The 19,289-nt window shown below is 28.7% G+C and carries 19 protein-coding genes and 1 pseudogene; 12 read left to right on the plus strand and 8 right to left on the minus strand.

Features of this window, described 5'->3' with window-relative positions; all coding sequences use genetic code 11:
• The first annotated feature begins 28 nt into the window (after window positions 1–28).
• The 8 genes and pseudogenes from RWQ73_RS04960 to RWQ73_RS04995 all read left to right on the plus strand — a co-directional run bounded on the left by RWQ73_RS04960 (window position 29) and on the right by RWQ73_RS04995 (window position 6,372).
• Entirely contained in the window at window positions 29–673 is a 645-nt protein-coding gene (locus RWQ73_RS04960; protein ID WP_314407002.1) for a VTT domain-containing protein, read from the plus strand.
• Between the two features lie 240 nt (window positions 674–913).
• Window positions 914–1,084 (plus strand): annotated as a pseudogene (locus RWQ73_RS04965) (3'-5' exonuclease); the annotation flags it as partial.
• Between the two features lie 253 nt (window positions 1,085–1,337).
• Window positions 1,338–1,475, plus strand: coding sequence for a hypothetical protein (locus tag RWQ73_RS04970; RefSeq protein ID WP_314407003.1), 138 nt, complete (start codon window positions 1,338–1,340; stop codon window positions 1,473–1,475).
• 16 nt (window positions 1,476–1,491) lie between these two features.
• Window positions 1,492–1,782 (plus strand): bacteriocin immunity protein, encoded by a 291-nt coding sequence (locus RWQ73_RS04975; RefSeq protein ID WP_314407005.1) that lies wholly within the window; start codon window positions 1,492–1,494, stop codon window positions 1,780–1,782.
• Window positions 1,783–1,996: 214 nt separating this feature from the next.
• Entirely contained in the window at window positions 1,997–3,823 is a 1,827-nt protein-coding gene (locus RWQ73_RS04980; RefSeq protein WP_314407007.1) for an IS1182 family transposase, read from the plus strand.
• Window positions 3,824–3,870: 47 nt separating this feature from the next.
• Window positions 3,871–4,830, plus strand: a complete 960-nt coding sequence (locus RWQ73_RS04985; RefSeq protein WP_314407008.1) for a Gfo/Idh/MocA family oxidoreductase — start codon at window positions 3,871–3,873, stop codon at window positions 4,828–4,830.
• A 15-nt stretch (window positions 4,831–4,845) separates the two neighbouring features.
• Window positions 4,846–5,718 (plus strand): glutathione S-transferase C-terminal domain-containing protein, encoded by an 873-nt coding sequence (locus RWQ73_RS04990; RefSeq protein ID WP_314407010.1) that lies wholly within the window; start codon window positions 4,846–4,848, stop codon window positions 5,716–5,718.
• A gap of 3 nt (window positions 5,719–5,721) precedes the next feature.
• Window positions 5,722–6,372 carry an MmcQ/YjbR family DNA-binding protein gene (locus RWQ73_RS04995; RefSeq protein WP_314407011.1) on the plus strand — a complete coding sequence of 217 codons (651 nt, stop codon included), beginning with the start codon at window positions 5,722–5,724 and terminating at the stop codon, window positions 6,370–6,372.
• 238 nt (window positions 6,373–6,610) lie between these two features.
• Here the strand turns inward: RWQ73_RS04995 and RWQ73_RS05000 are convergent, their stop codons facing one another.
• The 6 genes from RWQ73_RS05000 to RWQ73_RS05025 all read right to left on the minus strand — a co-directional run bounded on the left by RWQ73_RS05000 (window position 6,611) and on the right by RWQ73_RS05025 (window position 11,361).
• Window positions 6,611–6,964, minus strand: a complete 354-nt coding sequence (locus tag RWQ73_RS05000; RefSeq protein ID WP_314407012.1) for a hypothetical protein — start codon at window positions 6,962–6,964, stop codon at window positions 6,611–6,613.
• A complete protein-coding gene (locus tag RWQ73_RS05005) occupies window positions 6,965–7,564 on the minus strand; it encodes a response regulator transcription factor (protein ID WP_314407014.1) in 600 nt (199 codons plus the stop codon).
• A gap of 15 nt (window positions 7,565–7,579) precedes the next feature.
• On the minus strand, window positions 7,580–8,668 hold the full coding sequence (locus RWQ73_RS05010; RefSeq protein WP_314407015.1) for a sensor histidine kinase: 1,089 nt from the start codon (window positions 8,666–8,668) through the stop codon (window positions 7,580–7,582).
• A 157-nt stretch (window positions 8,669–8,825) separates the two neighbouring features.
• Complete coding sequence (locus RWQ73_RS05015; RefSeq protein WP_314407017.1) at window positions 8,826–9,566, minus strand: ABC transporter permease; 741 nt, start codon at window positions 9,564–9,566, stop codon at window positions 8,826–8,828.
• On the minus strand, window positions 9,566–10,465 hold the full coding sequence (locus RWQ73_RS05020) for an ABC transporter ATP-binding protein (protein WP_314407019.1): 900 nt from the start codon (window positions 10,463–10,465) through the stop codon (window positions 9,566–9,568). The genes RWQ73_RS05015 and RWQ73_RS05020 overlap by 1 nt, the downstream gene beginning before the upstream one ends.
• Before the next feature lie 296 nt (window positions 10,466–10,761).
• Window positions 10,762–11,361: an NAD(P)-dependent oxidoreductase gene (locus tag RWQ73_RS05025; RefSeq protein ID WP_314407020.1), complete on the minus strand. Its 600-nt coding sequence runs from the start codon at window positions 11,359–11,361 to the stop codon at window positions 10,762–10,764.
• Window positions 11,362–11,486: 125 nt separating this feature from the next.
• On the opposite strand from RWQ73_RS05025, the gene RWQ73_RS05030 reads away from it, so the two are divergent.
• The 4 genes from RWQ73_RS05030 (at window position 11,487) to pflA (ending at window position 16,421) form a co-directional block, all read left to right on the plus strand.
• A complete protein-coding gene (locus tag RWQ73_RS05030) occupies window positions 11,487–12,341 on the plus strand; it encodes a patatin family protein (protein WP_314407022.1) in 855 nt (284 codons plus the stop codon).
• Between the two features lies 1 nt (window position 12,342).
• Window positions 12,343–12,813, plus strand: a complete 471-nt coding sequence (gene msrB / locus RWQ73_RS05035; protein WP_314407023.1) for a peptide-methionine (R)-S-oxide reductase MsrB — start codon at window positions 12,343–12,345, stop codon at window positions 12,811–12,813.
• 421 nt (window positions 12,814–13,234) lie between these two features.
• Window positions 13,235–15,475, plus strand: a complete 2,241-nt coding sequence (pflB, locus tag RWQ73_RS05040) for a formate C-acetyltransferase (protein WP_314407024.1) — start codon at window positions 13,235–13,237, stop codon at window positions 15,473–15,475.
• 148 nt (window positions 15,476–15,623) lie between these two features.
• The gene (gene pflA, locus RWQ73_RS05045) at window positions 15,624–16,421 is read left to right on the plus strand and encodes a pyruvate formate-lyase-activating protein (RefSeq protein WP_314407025.1); all 798 of its coding nucleotides are present in this window, start codon (window positions 15,624–15,626) and stop codon (window positions 16,419–16,421) included.
• A 116-nt stretch (window positions 16,422–16,537) separates the two neighbouring features.
• Here the strand turns inward: pflA and RWQ73_RS05050 are convergent, their stop codons facing one another.
• On the minus strand, window positions 16,538–17,473 hold the full coding sequence (locus RWQ73_RS05050) for a peptidylprolyl isomerase (RefSeq protein ID WP_314407026.1): 936 nt from the start codon (window positions 17,471–17,473) through the stop codon (window positions 16,538–16,540).
• A 62-nt stretch (window positions 17,474–17,535) separates the two neighbouring features.
• Window positions 17,536–19,053, minus strand: a complete 1,518-nt coding sequence (gene cls, locus RWQ73_RS05055) for a cardiolipin synthase (protein ID WP_314407027.1) — start codon at window positions 19,051–19,053, stop codon at window positions 17,536–17,538.
• Window positions 19,054–19,289: the final 236 nt, after the last annotated feature.

Below are 19,289 nucleotides of genomic sequence, written 5' to 3' on the forward strand. Positions count from 1 at the left end.
AGGATATATTAATTTTAGGAGGATTACATTGGAAACAATTAAATTTTTAATTGATTTTGTATTGCATATTGACAAACATCTAGGTGAATTGATGACGCAACATGGACCATGGTGGATGTATGGAATAATATTTTTAATTATTTTTATTGAAACTGGGGTTGTGTTCATGCCGTTTTTACCAGGTGATTCATTATTGTTCGCTAGTGGTGCATTGTGGGCAGCAACAGGGAATAATATCTTTTTACTATTATTCTTATGTATAAGTGCTGCAGTAATCGGTGATAATTGTAACTATTTCATTGGAAGAAACTTCTCTGATTATCTGAAGAGTAAAGCATGGTTTAAAAAGTTTGTGTCCGATGAGAACATAAAGGACGCTGAAAACTTTGTAGCAAAACATGGAGGAAAGTCTATTTTCTTAGCGAGATTTTTCCCAATTATTCGTACAATAGTTCCATTTATCGTAGGAGCTGGTAAGATGAAATATTCTAAGTTTAGAGTTATTGACTTTTTCGGAGGACTTTGCTGGTGTACATTATTTGTATCAGTAGGGTATATCTTTGGAAATATTCCATCTGTTAAAAACAACTTTTCTATAGTTGTAATTGCTATTGTTTTAATTAGTTTAATTCCGATAATAGTAGGGGCAATTAAATCTAGAAAAAAAGCATAAAATAATAGGGTGTATAATAATTAGTGTGGATGAGAAAAATCCATACTAATTATTTTTTTATTAATTAAGAAAGTAGTTACAAAAGAAATATTTGTACATTTTGTTATACAAAAAAGTAATCCTATCAATAAAAGATGAGCTTGCCTGTATGAAGACAACTAAATATAAAAAATAAAACAATCTATCAAATTTGACAGGGAGACAAATTCAAAGTTAAATTAATTATATAAGGGACTTGAATTAAAAAATGTATTTATAATGAATATAGATGAGAATTATCTTTATTTGTATAAAGCAAACTATGAAAAGTTAGATAAAAATGTATTGTTAGAAACAAATGTAGTAGAAGAAGAAAGACGATTGCTTTATGTAGCAATGACAAGAGCAGAAGAAAGATTGTATATATATTAGGGGAATAAAGATAGTAAGTTTATAAAAGAATTAAAAGAAATAGAAAGTATTTTGACAGAGTGTCAAGAGTGATGTTTTAACAAAAATTTTAAAAAATTAAATAAAAGATTTGTATTTTTTATTTTTTTACAATATAATAAAATTAACAATTCATTTCTAATATCAAAAAAATGTTAAAATTTCTAAAAAATAACAGAAAGAAGGTTCTATTATTATGAAAAAGAAATTATTTTTTGTTTTATTATCAGGTAGTATGTTTTTAAATTTTAATATAGCTGATGCAAAAGGAAGTACAGAAGTTACTACTTTTCATCAGTATACTACTATTACGAATGATGGCTGGGGTAGTGCTGGTGGTGGTTTACCATTGGAACCAACTATTAATTGGTAATTATTAGGAATTTTATATGTTTAATTATTTTCCTAAAGAAGAAGAAATTTTAACTGATTTATATAATTTGATATTAGATAAAGAGGTTGGAATAAAAGAGAGAGAATTGTATAAGAAAGCTATTTTGTTAATTGAAAAAGAAAATGAATATTATGAAGCAGTTTTATTTCAATTAGCACCTGCTTTAGTTTATTTAGCACTACAAGAAAGTATTTCTAGTAATGGTTGTATTTTTATGACTAAAATTAGTAGATTTACTAATAATTCTATAGGATTTTATTTATTTGATTCTATATTAAAAAAATAATTTGTAAAATCAAAGAAAACAGTATAAAATATGTATATAAAGCAATTAGTTAGTATGTTGCATAGAGTAAAGGGGGCTGACCCAAAAGACCAGTAAAAAAGAAGTATCGAGAAAAAAACTCGGTACTTCTTTTTAAAATTAATAAACAAAAAATCATCCCCATGATATAATAATAGTATAACCAAAAACCAAAAAATCAAAGGAGATGATATAAATGAGTAACAAAGTTACCTATAAAAATTATAACATGAATCAACTACAAATGCCAATGGATATAACTGATTGGATAGAAGAAAATCACATATCAAAACTAGTAAATCAAGTAGTAGAAGGAATAGATGAAAAAATACTAAGACAATCATATAAAGGTGGAGGCAGATGTTCATACCATCCAAAAATGATGTTGAAAATAATAATCTACGCATATATAAATAAAGTGACAAGTGGAAGAAAAATAGAAAAACTATGCAAAGAAAACCTTCCGATGATATGGTTAGCCGCAAGACAAACACCAGATTTTCGTACAATAAATAGATTTCGAGTAGAAAAGAAAGAATTAATAGAAGAAGTATTTAAAGCGATAGTACTAAGATTGATAGAAGCAGAACTTATAGACCCTAGTATATATTATCTAGATGGAACAAAAATAGAAGCAAATGCGAATAAATACACATTTGTATGGAAAAAATCAACACAAAGATACAAAGAAAAAATAACAGAAAAAATAACGGAATTTCTAGAAGAAGCAAGCAACTTGAGTGAAGAAGAATTAAAACAAGAAGAAACAGTAAAAGGATTGTCGGATTTAAAAGAGTTATCACAAGAAATACTACAAGATATAGACAATCTAGGATCTAAAGAAATTGAGCAAATAGTAGAAGTATTAGAAGAAATAAAAGAAGAACAAGAAATACAAGAAATCCCTAAAACTAGAAAGCGAGTAATCAATAAGATAACAAAGAAAATAAAAGAAGACTATCTACCAAGACTGCAAAAATACGAAAATCAGCTAGAAATATTAAAAGACAGAAATAGTTATTCAAAAACAGATAAAGACGCAACATTCATGAGAATGAAAGAAGACCATATGAAAAATGGGCAACTAAAAGCAGGATACAATGTACAGGTAGGCACACATAATCAATATGTATTAGGTTTTACAATACATCAAAATCCAACAGATGTAAGAACATTACAATCACATATAGAAAATATCAAAGTACAAGGAATAATAGAACCAAAAACAATAGAAGCTGATGCAGGATACGGAAGTGAAGAAAACTATATTTACTGCGAAGAAAATAATTATCAAGCACTAATACCATATAATATGATGAGAAAAGAACAGATGAACAAATACAAAAAAGACATAAAAAACTCATCAAACTGGAAATATGATGTATTTAGTGATAGTTTTATATGCGCAAATAATAGATATGTAGATTTTGAAAAATATATAAGTAGAACTGATAAATACGGATATAAAAGAGATTTCAAACAATACAAATGTGAAGACTGTAGTGATTGTCCAATAAAACACCTGTGTACAAAAGCAAAAGGTAATAGAACAATACTATATAATCCAACGTATGAAGAGTTAAAAGCGAAACAAAGATATTTACTTTTAGAAAACGAAGAAACTAAAAACATATACTCAAAAAGAAAGATAGAAATCGAAAGCTTCTTCGGTAATTTAAAACAGAACTTGGCGTTCACAAGATTTTCCCTTCGAGGAATTGAAAATGTGAGGGTCGAATTTGCCCTGCACGCTATTTCCCATAATTTAATAAAATTAGCAAAACACCTGATAAGACAAGGCGGATTAGCTAATTTTATTGGGGAATATTTTTCATTTTTTAGAATTTCCATCAAAAATCATTCAAAAAACCAAGAAAAGAATTTTTATCAATCTTTTCTTGGTTTTTCTTTATGCTTTTGGGTCAGTCCCTTTTTAGAGTCTCCAAAATTTAGGACTGATGAGAAGGGTCATGAGCTTAAAGCTTATGATTCCTTTTTTTATGCAGAAAAGTTGCTAGTGTGAGTTTATAACGATATAATTAAAGGACACATAGTGGTTTGGAGGAAAACATGAAATTAGGAATTATTGGTTCTGGAATGATAGTGAAAGATTTTTTATCTTTTGTACATGAACTTCCAGAAATAAAATTAGAAGCTATAACAGCTAGAAATATTGATAATTTAAAAGAATTACAGTCTAAATATAATATTAATAATATATATACTGATATTGATTTTTGTCTGGAAAATAAAGCGATTGATACGATTTATGTTGCAGTTCCAAATAACTTACATTATGAAGTTGCTAAGAAGGCTCTAGAAGCTGGTAAAAATGTTATTTGTGAAAAACCTTTTACGTTAAAGTATGACGAAGCTGTAGAATTGTTTGAAATCGCTGAAGATAAAGGATTAATTTTAATAGAAGCAATAACAAATCAATATCAAAAAAATTATCTTGTTATAAAAGACAATATTGATAACATAGGAGAAATACGACTAGTTGAGTGTAATTTTTCTCAACTTTCTTCAAGATATGAAGCATTTAAAAATGGAGTAATAGCTCCGGTTTTTGATAAAAGTAAAGGTGGAGGAGTACTTGGTGATTTAAATATTTATAATATTCATTTTGTTGTTGGATTGTTTGGCAAACCTAGTAATGTACATTATTCACCTAATATAGTAAATGATGTAGATACTTCTGGTATTCTTCTATTAGAATATGATAGCTTTAAAGTAGTATGCATAGCAGCTAAAGATACGTTTAATAATAGTCATGTAAATATTCAAGGTGATCAAGGTATAATTAAAGTTATTGGTCCTACAAATGAAGTTCCTAATTACAGTATTCAAACAAAAGATAATTTTATAAATGAAAATAAAAATATCCATTCACATAGAATGTTTGCTGAGTTTAAAAAATTCGTTGAAGTTATAGATAATAAAGATTTTGAATTTATGAATGATCAGAAAGAACATACTTTGAACGTTATGTATATTTATGAAGAAGCGAAAAAATTTATAGAAAATTAAAAAGGAGAAAATCATATGAAAAAATTTTTTAGTAAACCATTTGGTACAGATGAACAACCTATAGAGGAAGGAAGATATAGATTGTTTTGGACTGCAGTCTGCCCGTATGCACATAGAGCGGTTATAGCAAGAGAGATACTAGGGTTAGATGATGCGATAAGTTTAGGAACATTGGATTATCGCCGTGGAAAAGAAGGATGGCAATTTAGCTTAGATAAAGATGGGGTAGATCCAGTTTTAAAACAATCTAAAATTAAAGATGTGTACTTAAATAGTGATTCAGATTATGAAGGACCATATTCAGTACCAGTGCTTGTTGATGTAACTACAGGAAAAGTAGTTAGAAAAGAATCAGCAGAGTTACTTCACGAATTTGCGACAGTATTTAGTAAACTACATAAGAAAGACGGAATAGATTTATATCCTGAACATCTTGCTGATCAAATTGATGAGTGGAATGAAAAATTAGCTGTAGCTATTAATGATGGTGTATATGGAATGGGATTTGCTGAAAGCCAAGAAAAATATGATGAGGCATTCGATAGATTCTTCGATATGATGGATGTATTTGAGAAACGTTTATCAAATCAAAGATACTTCCATGGTAATACAATAACAGAAACAGATATTCGTTTCTATACTACTATGATTCGTTTTGATGTCGTTTATTATGGATTATATTCTGCGAATAAAAAGAGAATTGAGGAATATCCTAACATTTTCAACTATTTAAAAGATTTATATCAAACACCAGGATTCGGATCTACAACAGATTTTGAAGCAATAAAGATCGGATATTATTCATCAGCAGGGAAAACTATTGTGCCAAAAGGACCGGAGGTAGATAAGTGGAGTCAAAGTCACGATAGAGCTAGATTTGAAAAATAAAAAATGAAAATAATAGACGTAGAAAAATATAACTTTTCTAAGGAACAGCTAAAAGGGTTTGGATTTAGGGAAGAAGCGGAAAAGCTAATATATCGAAAAGAAATTTTAGACGGTAGTTTTTTAATAGAAATTGTATTTGTGGATAGTCAACTTTTGATAGAAGTTTATGATTTAGAATTCGATGAGGTTTACTCATTGTATAGCGTAGATAGTGCCGTAGGTGAAACGGTTCAAAATGTTAGAGAATATGTAGAGAATCTACTAAGTTCTATATTAGGATTAGCTGATGAATCAGGAAAAATAGGTTCAGAAGTTATCAACTATTGTAATAGTAAATACGGCGAGAACAGTGTTAATCCTTTTAAAAAACATCCAGATATATTGGCATTTGTAAATGAAAAAAATAAATGGTATGCTTTGTTATCGGATGTAGAGTATAATAAATTGAATAAAAATACTGATATTACAACTAAGGTGAAAATTCTAAATGTAAAATATCCTACGGATAAAATCTTAGATATTATAGACAATCAAAATATTTTTCCAGCATACCATATGAATAAAAAGCATTGGATTAGTATAGTTTTAGATAAAAATATTAAATTGGAAACTATTAAAGAATTAATCGACATAAGCTATTCTTTAGTTAAATAAAATAAAAGGGAGTGACTCAAAAATCGTGATTTCGAAGAAATGATATGTACCCCTTTCACTGCTTTGTCCAGTAAAAGGGGTACATATCAAAATCGATTTTGTTGAGTCACCCCCGCACAGTTTATTAGATTTCAAAAAAAGCTTTTATAAAGCGATTTTTGAAATCAATAAACCACTGCGTCTATGAGTTATCATATACACTTTTTTTAAAATTTATGATTTAAAGTTGTTCCTGTTTCTATTTATTGTATGCAATTATCAAGAATATTATTTGGAAAATAATAGAGATAATAAAGAAAAATCCAATATAAATCCCTAATGCGCCAGCTATGATATATAATATAATGTTTATAATAATTAAATAATTTTTTGTATTTTTCTTTAATACTGTCATTAGATTGAAAATAGTAGCTATTATATACACAAAGTAGTGGGGAATAAGAATTGCTAGTAAAAATCCTATTCCAGTAGCAATACTCGGTGAAGATGAATCTAATGAATTTATAATATTATATACAAAGTAGGAAATACTTAAAACTATATATATAATTGATGAAAGTAATGATAATCTTATAGCGAGTTTTCTTGTCATCTAAAGCCATCCTTCCTCAGTAGATTTTTTTACAGCTTCTGTTCTGTTTTTGCAGTTTAATTTTGTTAGGATGTTAGAAATATAATTCCTAATAGTTCCTTCCGATAAAAATAGTTCATTAGCAATTTCTTTATTCGATAATCCTTCTTTAATTTTCAAAAGAATAATTTTTTCTTGATTTGTTAGAGGGTTATGACTATTAAAGATGTTCTCCATTAGTTCTGGTGAGTACTCTTTGTGTCCTGCTAAGACGTTGTTAATAGTTTTCATAAGTTCATCGATTGAACGATCTTTTAAGACGTAGGCATCTACGTTATTTTTTATAGCACGTTCGAAATACCCCATTCGTTTAAAGGTCGTCACAATAACAACTTTACAATGTATATTATTACTACGAATATATTCTAATACGTCTAATCCTGTTGCTTCAGGCATTTCAACATCAAGTATAGCTACATCGATATCATTAGTAGAAATTAAATCTATAGCTTCTTTTCCATTTTTAGCTTGAAGTACACTTTCAACACTATCTTGCATTGATAATAATGTTGCCATTGCATCTCGTAACATACTCTGATCTTCAGCGATAAGTAATTTCATATTGTCCTCCTATTTTTATTTATTAATTGTTACTTTGATAGTTGTAGGAGATTTTTCTGATGTTATATCTATTACCCCATTAACTAGTTTAATTCTTTCTCTTATAGAATATAGTTCTGTTCCGTCGATACTTTCAAAACCTCTACCATTATCAGAGATAATAACAGTGTAGTTATTACTAGATTCATTTATTTCAATATTACATTTACTAGCATTACTATGTTTAATAACATTATTTGTTAATTCTTTTAGAACCATTGTAATAGTCCACTCAACTAGTTGAGATGGAGATGTAGTCATATTAGTCTTAATATCTAATGAAATATCAGCCATTGTCATAATATCTGAAATAACTTTTAATTCTTCATTAATACTTCTATGTTTTAACTTATTAATTATAGATCGTGTTTCTCTCATAGAAGCACTACTGATTTCACCAATTTCTTTAATTTCTTTTCTGGCTGCTTCAATATTATTTTTTTCTAAATATTTTTTAGCTAGTTCTGCTTTTAATTTTAGCATTACAAAAGTATGACCGATACTATCATGTAAGTCTCGTCCGATTCTATTTCTTTCATTTTCAGCAAGAAGTAGATTAATATGTTCATTATGTTTTAAACGTTCATTTTTCAATTTATTTCTTTCATAACTATATTTTTGTGAAAAATAGCTTATGATACACATAGAACAAAAAATAAATAGGACAATTTTATCACCAATTGTTAAAGTCGGATTAGCAATTATATACAATGTTAGACAATTTATAGTTATGAAAAAACTAATTGTTCTGTATGTATAATACTTATCTTGAAAATGCCAAACTAGTAAATTGCTTAAATAGAAACTAAATAGAATATTCATTGGGTTGAAAACAATAGTCGTATAAGTGATATATCCAGTTAGAATAAACCACTCTATAAAAACAAGAACTTTATTTTTTGTATGCAACATTCCTATATATGAAATAATTGCTAAAATTGTCAAGAATAATACATATTTAGGATAACTTCCACCAAGTATATATCCAATAGGGATTATAAAGAATACTAGAGATAAATAAAACCCATATTTTCTTTTTAATAAATTTAATAATTTTTTATGCATGTTAGTCTCCTTATTCTTTAATGATACCATAATAGTATTAAAAGTACTATATTTTAAAAATAGTTTACATGAAAATTCATAAACTATTAAGGAAAGTGACTCAACAAAATCTTGTTTCTACGAAATCACGATTTTTGAGTCACTCCCTCCTATGTTATTATTTTGATTCTCTTCTGTTTTTTATTACCAGTGTAGCAATTATACATACAACTGAGTAGGCTATAAGAATTGCTAATGATCTATAAGAGAAAATATCCTCTTTAATATATTTATTAACGAATTCCAATAAATGATATGTGGGTGTAAGTTTAGATATATTTTGTAACCATTCTGGGAAAAGATAAGTAGGCCACCAAAGTCCACCCAACATAGCAAGTCCTAGGTATAATATATTAGCAAGTAATGAAAGTTTTTCTTCTGATTTAATAAGACTTAGAAGTAATCCCATACCTAAAAATGTAATACTTCCAATAAGCATTAGCACAGCTGATATAATCCATTCACGAGCCGTCATATTAACGCCCCTAACAACATGACCAACGACAAACACTGCAACAATTGAAATAATAAATGTTATTATTAGACGAATAAAACGAGCAAGGTAGTATTCAGAAATTTTTACTGGAGAATTATTCAATATATGTAGATAGTTGTTTTTCTCATCTTCTTTTATAGAAATAGGAAGAGAAAAAAGAGCAAAACTGATACTACTAAATGCAGTCATAGAGATAAGCATATCTTTTACAACACGTGCCTTTGTTTCAGGATCACCAAATTCCTGCATTCCAGAAAATACTATAAAGAAAATAACTGGAAAACCTAATCCCATAATAAAATTAGTTAAGTTTCTTTTTATGAATATAAATTCTATTTTTAATAAGTTGGCAAGATTTTTCATTATTTTTCTCCTTCTTTATCTTTTGTAGTTACAAAAATACTATCTAATAAAGTTCTATTTTGAATTTCAATTTCTTTAAACGTGCAACCAGCTTGTTGTAATATGTTCCATATTTCATCTGGTTTTTTTGTTAAGAAATTAATATTATCTGTTTTTATTTCTAAATTATTTATAATATCATTATCTTTTAATAAATCTAGATATTTTATAGGTAGTGTGAAGTATTTTTCAATTTCTTCAGCACGCATAGCATGTGGAGTAGTATCACGAACTAGTTTTCCTTTATTTAGAACTAAGATTCTATCTGCAGTATGTTCTACTTCTTCAATATAATGTGAAGAATAAATAATAGTTAGTCCTTTATTCTTTAAGGTATTTACAATCTCCCAAAATCTTATTCGCGTTGACGTATCCATTCCAGCTGTCGGTTCATCTAAGAAAATTAATTTTGGTCTTCCTATTAATGTAATAATAAAAGATAATAATCTTTTTTGACCTCCAGATAATTTAGAAGCAAAATTATCTTTTTGAGAATCATCAAACCTTAGCAGTTCATCGATTTCTTCGTTTGTTAATGGATTTTTATATAATTTTTGAATAAAGCCAAGTAATTCTTTTACTTTTAGTTTTTCAGGAACAACATTTTCCTGAGGAAGTATGTTAAGAAATTCTTTTAGCTTTTGGTTTCCTGGATTTAAAGAATTAATTTTTATTGAACCTGTATTGATAAATTTATTTCCTAATAGACAATTCATTAAAGTGGTTTTACCAGCTCCATTTGGCCCAATTAAAGCAATACATTCACCAGAATTTACTTTAAAAGAAATATCATCTAAGATATTTTTTCCTTTAATTGTTTTTGTTATATTTTTTACTTCTATAATGTTATTTAATGACATTTTATTCACCTCATCTTTGATAATTAAATTATATCAAAGTGCTAAGATAACTTTTAGTAGGTAATGTCATGAAGTAATATGACAAATGTCATAAAAAAACTTAAGAGGCGGACACAAAAGCCCTAAATTTTAACAAAGTGTATATGAAAACTCATAGACGCAGTGCTTTATTGATATCTAAATACGCTTTATAAAAGCTTTTTAGATATCTAATAAACTTTGTGGGGTGACTCGACAAAATCGATTTCTTTGAAATCACGATTTCTGAGTTACTCCCTTTAAGTCGGAGTAAATTGTTATTTCATATCATTTATTTCAATAATAGTTGAATCAGTATTGTTGAGAATAACTTCTACTACTGACGCTGCTACTTTTTCAATTGGAAGGGGATAAACAGTTTTGAAAAATGGTATCCCTAATTTTGAAAAGAATTTAATCGGTAATATATTGAAATAAGAGGTAAGTCTTTCTTTACCATACATAAGGCCTGGGCGTACTATTAGATAATCTAGTTTTGAATTTACTACCAATTTTTCTCCGTTGCGTTTACTTTCTATATAATGGTTAAAACCACCATTTGCAGAAAAATAGACAAGTTTATTGATATTGTGTTTTTTACATAGTTTAATTGTCTCTGTCACACTTTCTGTGTTTAGTTTAGAATATAAATTTTTATTTTTAATTGTTCCGATTAAGTGAATGACTATATCGTAACTTTCTTTGATTATTATATTGTTTAAGTCAAAAATATCTCCCTGTATCCATGTTGCTTCATCTTTAGAAATAGAGTGGTTTTGGGTTCTAGATAAGTAGCTAATTTCTATTTTGCATTTTGTAAGTTCTTTGATTAATGACTGTCCTACAAAGCCATTGCCACCGATTAATAATATGTTCATATGCACCTCTTATTGAATCATTATTTTTTTAAAATATTAACACAACTTGATTCGCAAGTAAATATATTTAAACTAATGTAAAAAAGATGGTATAATGGTATCAATTTAAAAAGGAGTGTGATTGAATGAAAGTAGGTTTAGTTTTAGAAGGTGGAGCAATGAGAGGACTATTTACAGCTGGTGTCCTTGATGTGTTCTTGGAAAATGATATAGAGGTCACAGATATCGTCGGAGTTTCTGCAGGAACTTTGTTTGGAGTGAATTATGTTTCTAAGCAACCTAAAAGAGCACTTCGTTACAATGTTAATTATATAAATGATAAAAGATATATGAGTTTAAAAAGTTGGATAAAAACTGGTAACTTGATTAATAAGGATTTTACATATTATAGACTTCCTTTTCAATTAGATGTATTTGACAATAAAACGTTTAAAGAATCAAATACAAATTTTTATGCGACAGTAACTAATATTGAAAACGGAGAAGCGGAGTTTATAAAAATCCATGATCCGTATTTGCAAATGGAGACTTTAAGAGCCACTTCTGCATTACCATTTATTTCGGAAATAATAGAAGTAGATGGTAAAAAGTATTTAGATGGTGGAATAGCAAACAGTATACCGATAGACTTCTTTGAAAAACAAAACTTTGATAAAATAATTGTAATACTAACAAGACCAATTACATATAGAAAGAAAAAATCAACAAGTATACAATTTAAAATGTTTTATAAAAAATATCCGCATCTAGTTGAAAAATTAAAGAATAGATATAAGGATTATAATGAAACAGTAGAAAAAATACTTGAATTAGAAAAGCAGGGGAAAGTATTTGTCATAAGACCTAGTGAAGATATTAACGTAAAGCGACTGGAAAAAGATATCGAAAAACTAAACCACGTGTATAATTTAGGGGTAAAAGATGGAAATCATATAATAGAAGATTTAAAAGAATATATAAGTTATAAAGGAGATAAATAAAATGAGTGAAGAAATTAAAATTATTCCAGAAGAATTCGAAAGAAAATCAAAAGACGAATTAAAAAAAGAACTATCTGATTTAGAATATGCTGTTACTATGGAAAGTGCAACTGAGAGTCCATATACTGGACAATATTGGGATAGTTTTGAAGAAGGGATATATGTAGATATAACAACAGGTGAACCATTATTTTCTTCGAAAGATAAATTTAGATCTCAATGTGGCTGGCCAAGTTTTTCTAAACCTATAGAAAAAGAGGTAACTAAATATTATAAAGATAATTCTCATTACGTAGAAAGAATAGAAGTAAGAAGTAGAGTTGGGGATGCTCATTTAGGACATGTCTTTCCTGATGGCCCTAGTGAATTAGGTGGTCTTAGATATTGTATTAACAGTGCTTCTCTAAAATTTATAAAAAAAGAAGACCTTGAAAAAGAAGGGTATGGGGAATTATTAAGTATTTTTGAATAAAATAATAATGAGAGTTAATTGATAGTATATATCGATTACTCTCATTTCTTTAATAAAAATAATTTAATTATTTACAATTGTATAGAAACTTTATTTAACGGAAATGGTTACAGTATGATAACAGTTTTTTTGTTTATCATAACAGTTTTTAAAATACAAAACCTTTTAGTTTATCGTTTTCATTATTTTTGCAACAGTATTTTCAATATTTTAGATTAATATTTTACTATATTTGAAAGTGGGAAACATTGTTATTCATCTTCTGTATTAGTACTGGAGTTCACAAATTGTACACAATTTGAATAAGAAAAATATTGTCTTAATAATGTGGTTGAGGTACACTAAGAGTGTAACAAATAGTTTAATTAATAAATTTATTTATCACAATATATAATAAAAAATTTTAAGGAGTGACATTAATATGACAACAGTTGCAGAAAAAAAAGCATTCGTTGGTGGTAAATGGCAAACAGAAGTAGACTTAGTAGATTTTATTAAATCTAACTATACTGAGTATAGAGGAGATGCATCTTTCCTTGCTGGGCCTACTGAAGCTACTACTAAATTAGTAGAAAAATTCAATGATTTAATGCGTCAAGAACGTTTAGCTGGTGGAACATTAGACATGGATACTAGTATTCCTTCAACTATCCTTTCTCACGGACCAGGTTACATTGAAAAAGATTTAGAGCAAATCGTTGGATTACAAACAGAAAAACCACTTAAACGTGCTTTAATGACTTTTGGTGGTATTAACATGGCTGTTAACAGCTGTAAAGCATATGGATATGAAGTAGATGAAGAAGTTATCAAAATCTTCACTGACTACCGTAAAACACACAACCAAGGTGTATTCGATGCTTATACTCCAGAAATGCGTTTAGTAAGAAAATCTGGTGTTATCACAGGACTTCCAGATGCTTACGGACGTGGACGTATTATCGGAGACTACCGTCGTGTAGCTTTATATGGTGTAGACCAACTTATCGAATGGAAAAAAGGTGACTTAGCTCAAATCGGTGCTGATGGTGTTATGACTGAACACGTTATCCGTGACCGTGAAGAAGTTAACGAACAAATTCGTGCTTTAGGTGAATTAAAAGAAATGGCAAAAATCTACGGATTTGATATTTCTGGACCAGCTACAACAGCAAAAGAAGCAGTACAATGGTTATACTTCGGATACTTAGCAGCTATTAAACAACAAAATGGTGCTGCGATGTCTATCGGTAACATTGCTACATTCTTAGACATTTATATTGAAAGAGATTTACAAGATGGAACAATTAACGAGTCTCAAGCTCAAGAATTAATTGACCACTTAGTATTAAAATTACGTTGCGTTAAATTCGCTCGTACTCCAGACTACAACCAATTATTCTCAGGAGACCCAATCTGGGCTACATTAATCGTTGGGGAAATGTTAGATTCTGAAAGATCATTAGTAACAAAAACAGACTTCCGTTTCATCCACACATTAGACAACATGGGTAACTCTCCAGAGCCAAACTTAACTATCCTATGGTCTACTAAATTACCAACTGGATTCAAAGAATTCTGTTCTGAATCTTCAATCAACCACAGTGCTATTCAATACGAAAGTGATGAATTATTAGCAGACTTCTTAGGAACTTGTGATAAATCTATCGCATGTTGTGTAAGTGGTATGACTACTGGTAAAGATATGCAATTCTTCGGAGCTCGTGCTAACTTAGCAAAAGCTTTATTATACACAATCAATGGTGGACGTGATGAAAAATTAGGTATCCAAGTTGGACCTGTAACTGAACCTTTACGTGGTGAATTAAACTACGATGAAGTTTGGGCTAAATTCGATGTATTCATGGAATGGTTATGTAAACTATACATCAATACATTAAACGTAATTCACTACATGCACGATAAATACTCTTACGAAAGCTTAGAAATGGCATTACACGATACTAAAGTTAGAAGATTCATGGCAACTGGTATCGCTGGATTCTCAGTAGCAGTAGACAGTTTATCAGCAATTAAATATGCTAAAGTTACTCCAATCGAAGATGAAACTGGATTAGCAGTTGATTACAAAGTTGAAGGAGAATTCCCAACATTTGGTAACAACGATGACCGTGCTGACGAAATCGCTGTTGAATTACTTAAAGTGTTCATGACTAAACTTAAAAAACACGAAACTTACCGTGCAGATGAAACTACAACTTCAATCTTAACTATTACTTCAAACGTAGTATACGGTAAGAAAACTGGTAACACTCCAGATGGACGTCGTGCAGGAGAACCATTCTCTCCAGGTGCTAACCCAATGAACGGACGTGACCAAAGTGGAGCTCTAGCTTGCTTAAGCTCAGTTGCTAAATTACCATATGAATACAGCCGTGACGGAATCAGTTTAACTGCTGCATTCACACCAAGCTCATTAGGTAAAACTAAACAAGATCAAATTAAAAACTTAACAGCAATGATGGATGGATACTTCAAAAAAGGTGGTTACCACTTAAATACTAACGTATTCAATAAAGAAACATTACTTAAAGTTATTGAATCTCCAGAAGATTATCCTAACTTCACAATTCGTGTATCAGGATACGCTGTACGTCTAATCAGTTTAACTCCAGAACAACAACGTGACGTATTAAGCCGTACAATGCATCAATTCATGTAATTAAGTAAATAATTGAAAAGAAGGTGGAGGCTATAGGCCTCCACTTTTTTAGATTAATAAAATATAAATATTATTGTAAAAGTGTTTACAGAATAGCGATGAATACGATATAATTAAACTATAAAATGGCAAAAGGAGGAAGTCGCATATGGTAATGGAAAAAGTAGAAATTAATTCTGCAGAAGAAAAAAAAGAATTGACAGCTAATGTTCACTCGGTAGAATCTTTCGGAAATGTTGATGGTCCTGGAATAAGATATGTAGTATTCTTTCAAGGGTGTATGTTAAGATGTAAATACTGCCATAATCCAGATACTTGGAAGATGCATAATCCTGATGCTAAAGTTATGACAGTGGATCAATTAACGAAAGAGATAGTGAAATATCGTGATTTCTTTGAGGCTAGTGATGGTGGAGGAGTTACAGTTAGTGGTGGAGAATCACTTCTGCAAATTGATTTTATCTTAGCACTTTTTAGAAAATTAAAGGAATTAGATATAAATACATGTGTTGACACTTGCGGAGGTTTCTATGTAAATGCTCCAAGTATGAATGAAAAAGTTTTGGAATTAATTTCATTAACAGATTTATTCTTAGTGGATATTAAACATATTGATGACGAACATCATATGCGTTTGACAAAACGAACTAATAAAAATATTATTCAATTTACTAATTTCTTAAGTGATCATGGGGCGAAAATGTGGATAAGACATGTACTTGTTCCGAAATGGACAGATGATGATTATTATCTACAAAAACTTCGTGAATATATAGATACGTTACACGGGGTTGAACGTGTGGAAGTATTGCCATATCATGACATGGCAAAATTCAAGTATAAAGAATTAGGAATTGATTATGAATTAAATGATATCAATCCACCAACAAAAGATCGTATAAAGAATGCTATCGATATTCTAGGTGCACGTGATGATATAAGTTAATAAAATAATAAGTGAGTAATTCAAAAGTTGTAATTTCATTGAAATCAATTTTTGAATTGCTCACTTTTGAAAATTTAAAAGTCGATTAAAGCTAGGTTTAATCGACTTTTCATTAATTAGTGTGAAGCAGTTCCTTCTAACATTGATTTAATGTATGCTTCAACGTCACTATTACTTGATTTTACGTTATACTCTTCAAATAATTTTTTAAGTGCTTTACTTACAATTGTAGAATCTTTTTTAACAGCCTCTTCTGCAGCTTTTTCTGCTAAAATAGGTTTCATTTCATCAAATGAAGAATCTTTTTCATCAATAACTTTGATGATATGATATCCAAATGAAGTTTTAACTACATCAGAAACTTTATCTTTAGACAATGCATACGCTGCATCTTTGAATTCTTTTACAAATGAATTATCTTCTTTAGATGACCAACCTAAGTCTCCACCGTTAGAAGCATTTGCAGTATCATTAGAGTTTTCTTTTGCTAGAGTAGCAAAGTCTCCACCATCCTTAAGTTTTTTAAGAACGTCCTCAGCTTTTTTCTTAGCTTCTTCATCACTTAATCCATTTGGATTTGATTCACTTTTAACACTAACTAAAATGTGTGCCAGATGATATTGGTGTTTGTTTTTTTCATAGCTTTCTTTTAGTTTATCATCATTTGTTCCAGCGTAATCATTGATTAATAATGTTTGAGCTGATTTTACTTTTAATCCATCTTTATATTTATCTAATGTAAATCCTTGTTGTTTTAAAAGTTGTTCAAATTTATCTTTTCCACCATATTGTTCTTGTGCTTTTTGTAATTGTTCATCTATAGCTTTTTGATCAATTTTATTTTTATATTTGTCTAAAAGTACTTTTTGAATCATCATACTAGTAGCTGTTTTTGAAAGTTGACTAGCTCCAATGCTTTCAACTATATCTTTTTCCGTTACATCTCCTGCTTTACTAGAAATATATTTAGTTCCTCCAGCAGAGCATCCTGCTAAACCTATAACAGAAATACTTAATGCTATAGGTAAAATAGCTTTTTTAAACTTTTTCATTAAATTTTGTCCTCCTATATGTACATATGTATTAATATACCATATTTTTCAATATAAAACAACTATAGAATCGGTGAAATCAACCTTGCAAAGGCTTCTTTGATTTTAATTAATAAGCTTCTTTGTTGATACTTTGAAAAAGAAATTAAGGTAGATTTTTCTATATCATTTAAGAAATAATTTCTAAATTCTCTTGTTGTTTTATGATCATACATAAATGCATTGAGTTCGAAGTTTAGTTTGAAACTTCTGTAATCAAAGTTTGCGCTTCCTAAGCTTGCAACCTCATCATCAATGATAATCATTTTTGTATGTATAAATCCATTTTCATAGATATAAGTTTTAGCACCTAATTCTGCAAGTTCTCCAATAAATGAATAGGTAGCCCAATAAACGAAAATATGATCAGGTTTATTTGGAACCATTATTCTAACATCAATACCAGATAATATTGCCATTTTAAGAGCATCCATTACACTTTCATCAGGGATGAAATAGGGTGATTGGATATAAATATATTTTTTTGCTCTTGAGATCATATATAAGTAGCTATATTTAATTTTTTGTATTTTATTATCTGGACCACTAGAAACTAATTGAATTGGCAAATAATTATCCACATGGGTAGCAACGTGATTTGAAGTTAATTTTAGTTGATCTGTTTTCTTAGCAGTTTGAGAATTCCAGTCATCGATGAAACGGTATTCTAAAGAACCTACTGCTTCACCTTCAATTCGTAGGTGAGTATCTCTCCAATATCCAAACTTTTTATCTAAACCTAAGTACTCATCCCCAACATTGAATCCTCCAGTATATCCAATATTACCATCAATTATAACGATTTTTCTATGGTTTCTATAGTTCATACGAAAATTGATAAGAGGTAATTGTGATTTAAAGAATTTTTTAATCTTTGCATTATTCTTTGTAAGTTTTCTTAATGAAGAAATACTAAGTTTTCTTGAACCTATATCATCATAAAGAATATAGACATCGATACCCTCTATTAGCTTTTGCTCTAAAAGATCAAAAAGTTGCTTACCAATTCCATCTTTCCTTAAAATGTAATATTGAATATGTATATAACTTTTTGCATTTTTTATATCATTAAATAATAATTCAAACTTCTCTTTTCCATCAGTAATTATCTGTACTTTATTATTTTTTGATAAGAATGATTTATCAGTTTCGAAGTTTAATTCTATTAGATTTCTGTGTTTATAAATTACTTGTTCATCTTTAGTGACGTTATACGGTACTGTTCTTTTCAGTAAGTTTTGCTGATATCTGATTTTTTCTTCATCGGAACAAGGAAAGATTTTTTCTCTATAAATTGGTCTTCCAAATATTAAATATAGAACAAATCCCAGATATGGTATTAGAAATAATACTAATATCCATGCCCAAGAAGAAGTTGTGGTCTGATACTCTAAAAATACAATTGAAAAAGCCATCAATGTATTTATTATTAAAAATATAGTAAGTACAATGTCAAAATTTATATCATTAAAAATAGAAGTTATATAGTAAAAAATACTAGAAATATTAATACTTAATAATTGTAAATTTATATAATTCATAATATATCACTCCTAACTTAATAGTACCTTAAAACTTTCAAAAAGTCTATTGATAAAGTTTATAGATAAGTAATTTAATTTTATACTATTAAATTTAAAATAACACTAAAATAGAAAAAACGAACAATATTGAATATAAAGTAATATTTGTTATTTAAAATAATTTATAATATTTTAGTGTTATGAGTTGAATTTTTGTGAATTTATATTATAATGGAATAGAGAACAAAAAAGGA

The organism is uncultured Gemella sp. (assembly GCF_963525875.1).
Taxonomy (GTDB): Bacteria; Bacillota; Bacilli; order Staphylococcales; family Gemellaceae; genus Gemella.

Bases quoted from the DNA above. Each gene is read 5' to 3' on its own strand.
- RWQ73_RS05005 (WP_314407014.1), bottom strand. From the start codon at position 7,564: ATGAAATTACTTATCGCTGAAGATCAGAGTATGTTACGAGATGCAATG.
- RWQ73_RS04980 (WP_314407007.1), top strand. From the start codon at position 1,997: ATGAGTAACAAAGTTACCTATAAAAATTATAACATGAATCAACTACAA.
- RWQ73_RS04970 (WP_314407003.1), top strand. From the start codon at position 1,338: ATGTTTTTAAATTTTAATATAGCTGATGCAAAAGGAAGTACAGAAGTT.
- msrB (WP_314407023.1), top strand. From the start codon at position 12,343: ATGAGTGAAGAAATTAAAATTATTCCAGAAGAATTCGAAAGAAAATCA.
- RWQ73_RS05000 (WP_314407012.1), bottom strand. From the start codon at position 6,964: ATGACAAGAAAACTCGCTATAAGATTATCATTACTTTCATCAATTATA.
- pflB (WP_314407024.1), top strand. From the start codon at position 13,235: ATGACAACAGTTGCAGAAAAAAAAGCATTCGTTGGTGGTAAATGGCAA.
- RWQ73_RS04990 (WP_314407010.1), top strand. From the start codon at position 4,846: ATGAAAAAATTTTTTAGTAAACCATTTGGTACAGATGAACAACCTATA.
- RWQ73_RS05050 (WP_314407026.1), bottom strand. From the start codon at position 17,473: ATGAAAAAGTTTAAAAAAGCTATTTTACCTATAGCATTAAGTATTTCT.
- RWQ73_RS05015 (WP_314407017.1), bottom strand. From the start codon at position 9,566: ATGAAAAATCTTGCCAACTTATTAAAAATAGAATTTATATTCATAAAA.
- RWQ73_RS04985 (WP_314407008.1), top strand. From the start codon at position 3,871: ATGAAATTAGGAATTATTGGTTCTGGAATGATAGTGAAAGATTTTTTA.
- cls (WP_314407027.1), bottom strand. From the start codon at position 19,053: ATGAATTATATAAATTTACAATTATTAAGTATTAATATTTCTAGTATT.
- RWQ73_RS05020 (WP_314407019.1), bottom strand. From the start codon at position 10,465: ATGTCATTAAATAACATTATAGAAGTAAAAAATATAACAAAAACAATT.
- RWQ73_RS05010 (WP_314407015.1), bottom strand. From the start codon at position 8,668: ATGCATAAAAAATTATTAAATTTATTAAAAAGAAAATATGGGTTTTAT.
- pflA (WP_314407025.1), top strand. From the start codon at position 15,624: ATGGTAATGGAAAAAGTAGAAATTAATTCTGCAGAAGAAAAAAAAGAA.
- RWQ73_RS05025 (WP_314407020.1), bottom strand. From the start codon at position 11,361: ATGAACATATTATTAATCGGTGGCAATGGCTTTGTAGGACAGTCATTA.
- RWQ73_RS04995 (WP_314407011.1), top strand. From the start codon at position 5,722: ATGAAAATAATAGACGTAGAAAAATATAACTTTTCTAAGGAACAGCTA.
- RWQ73_RS04975 (WP_314407005.1), top strand. From the start codon at position 1,492: ATGTTTAATTATTTTCCTAAAGAAGAAGAAATTTTAACTGATTTATAT.
- RWQ73_RS05030 (WP_314407022.1), top strand. From the start codon at position 11,487: ATGAAAGTAGGTTTAGTTTTAGAAGGTGGAGCAATGAGAGGACTATTT.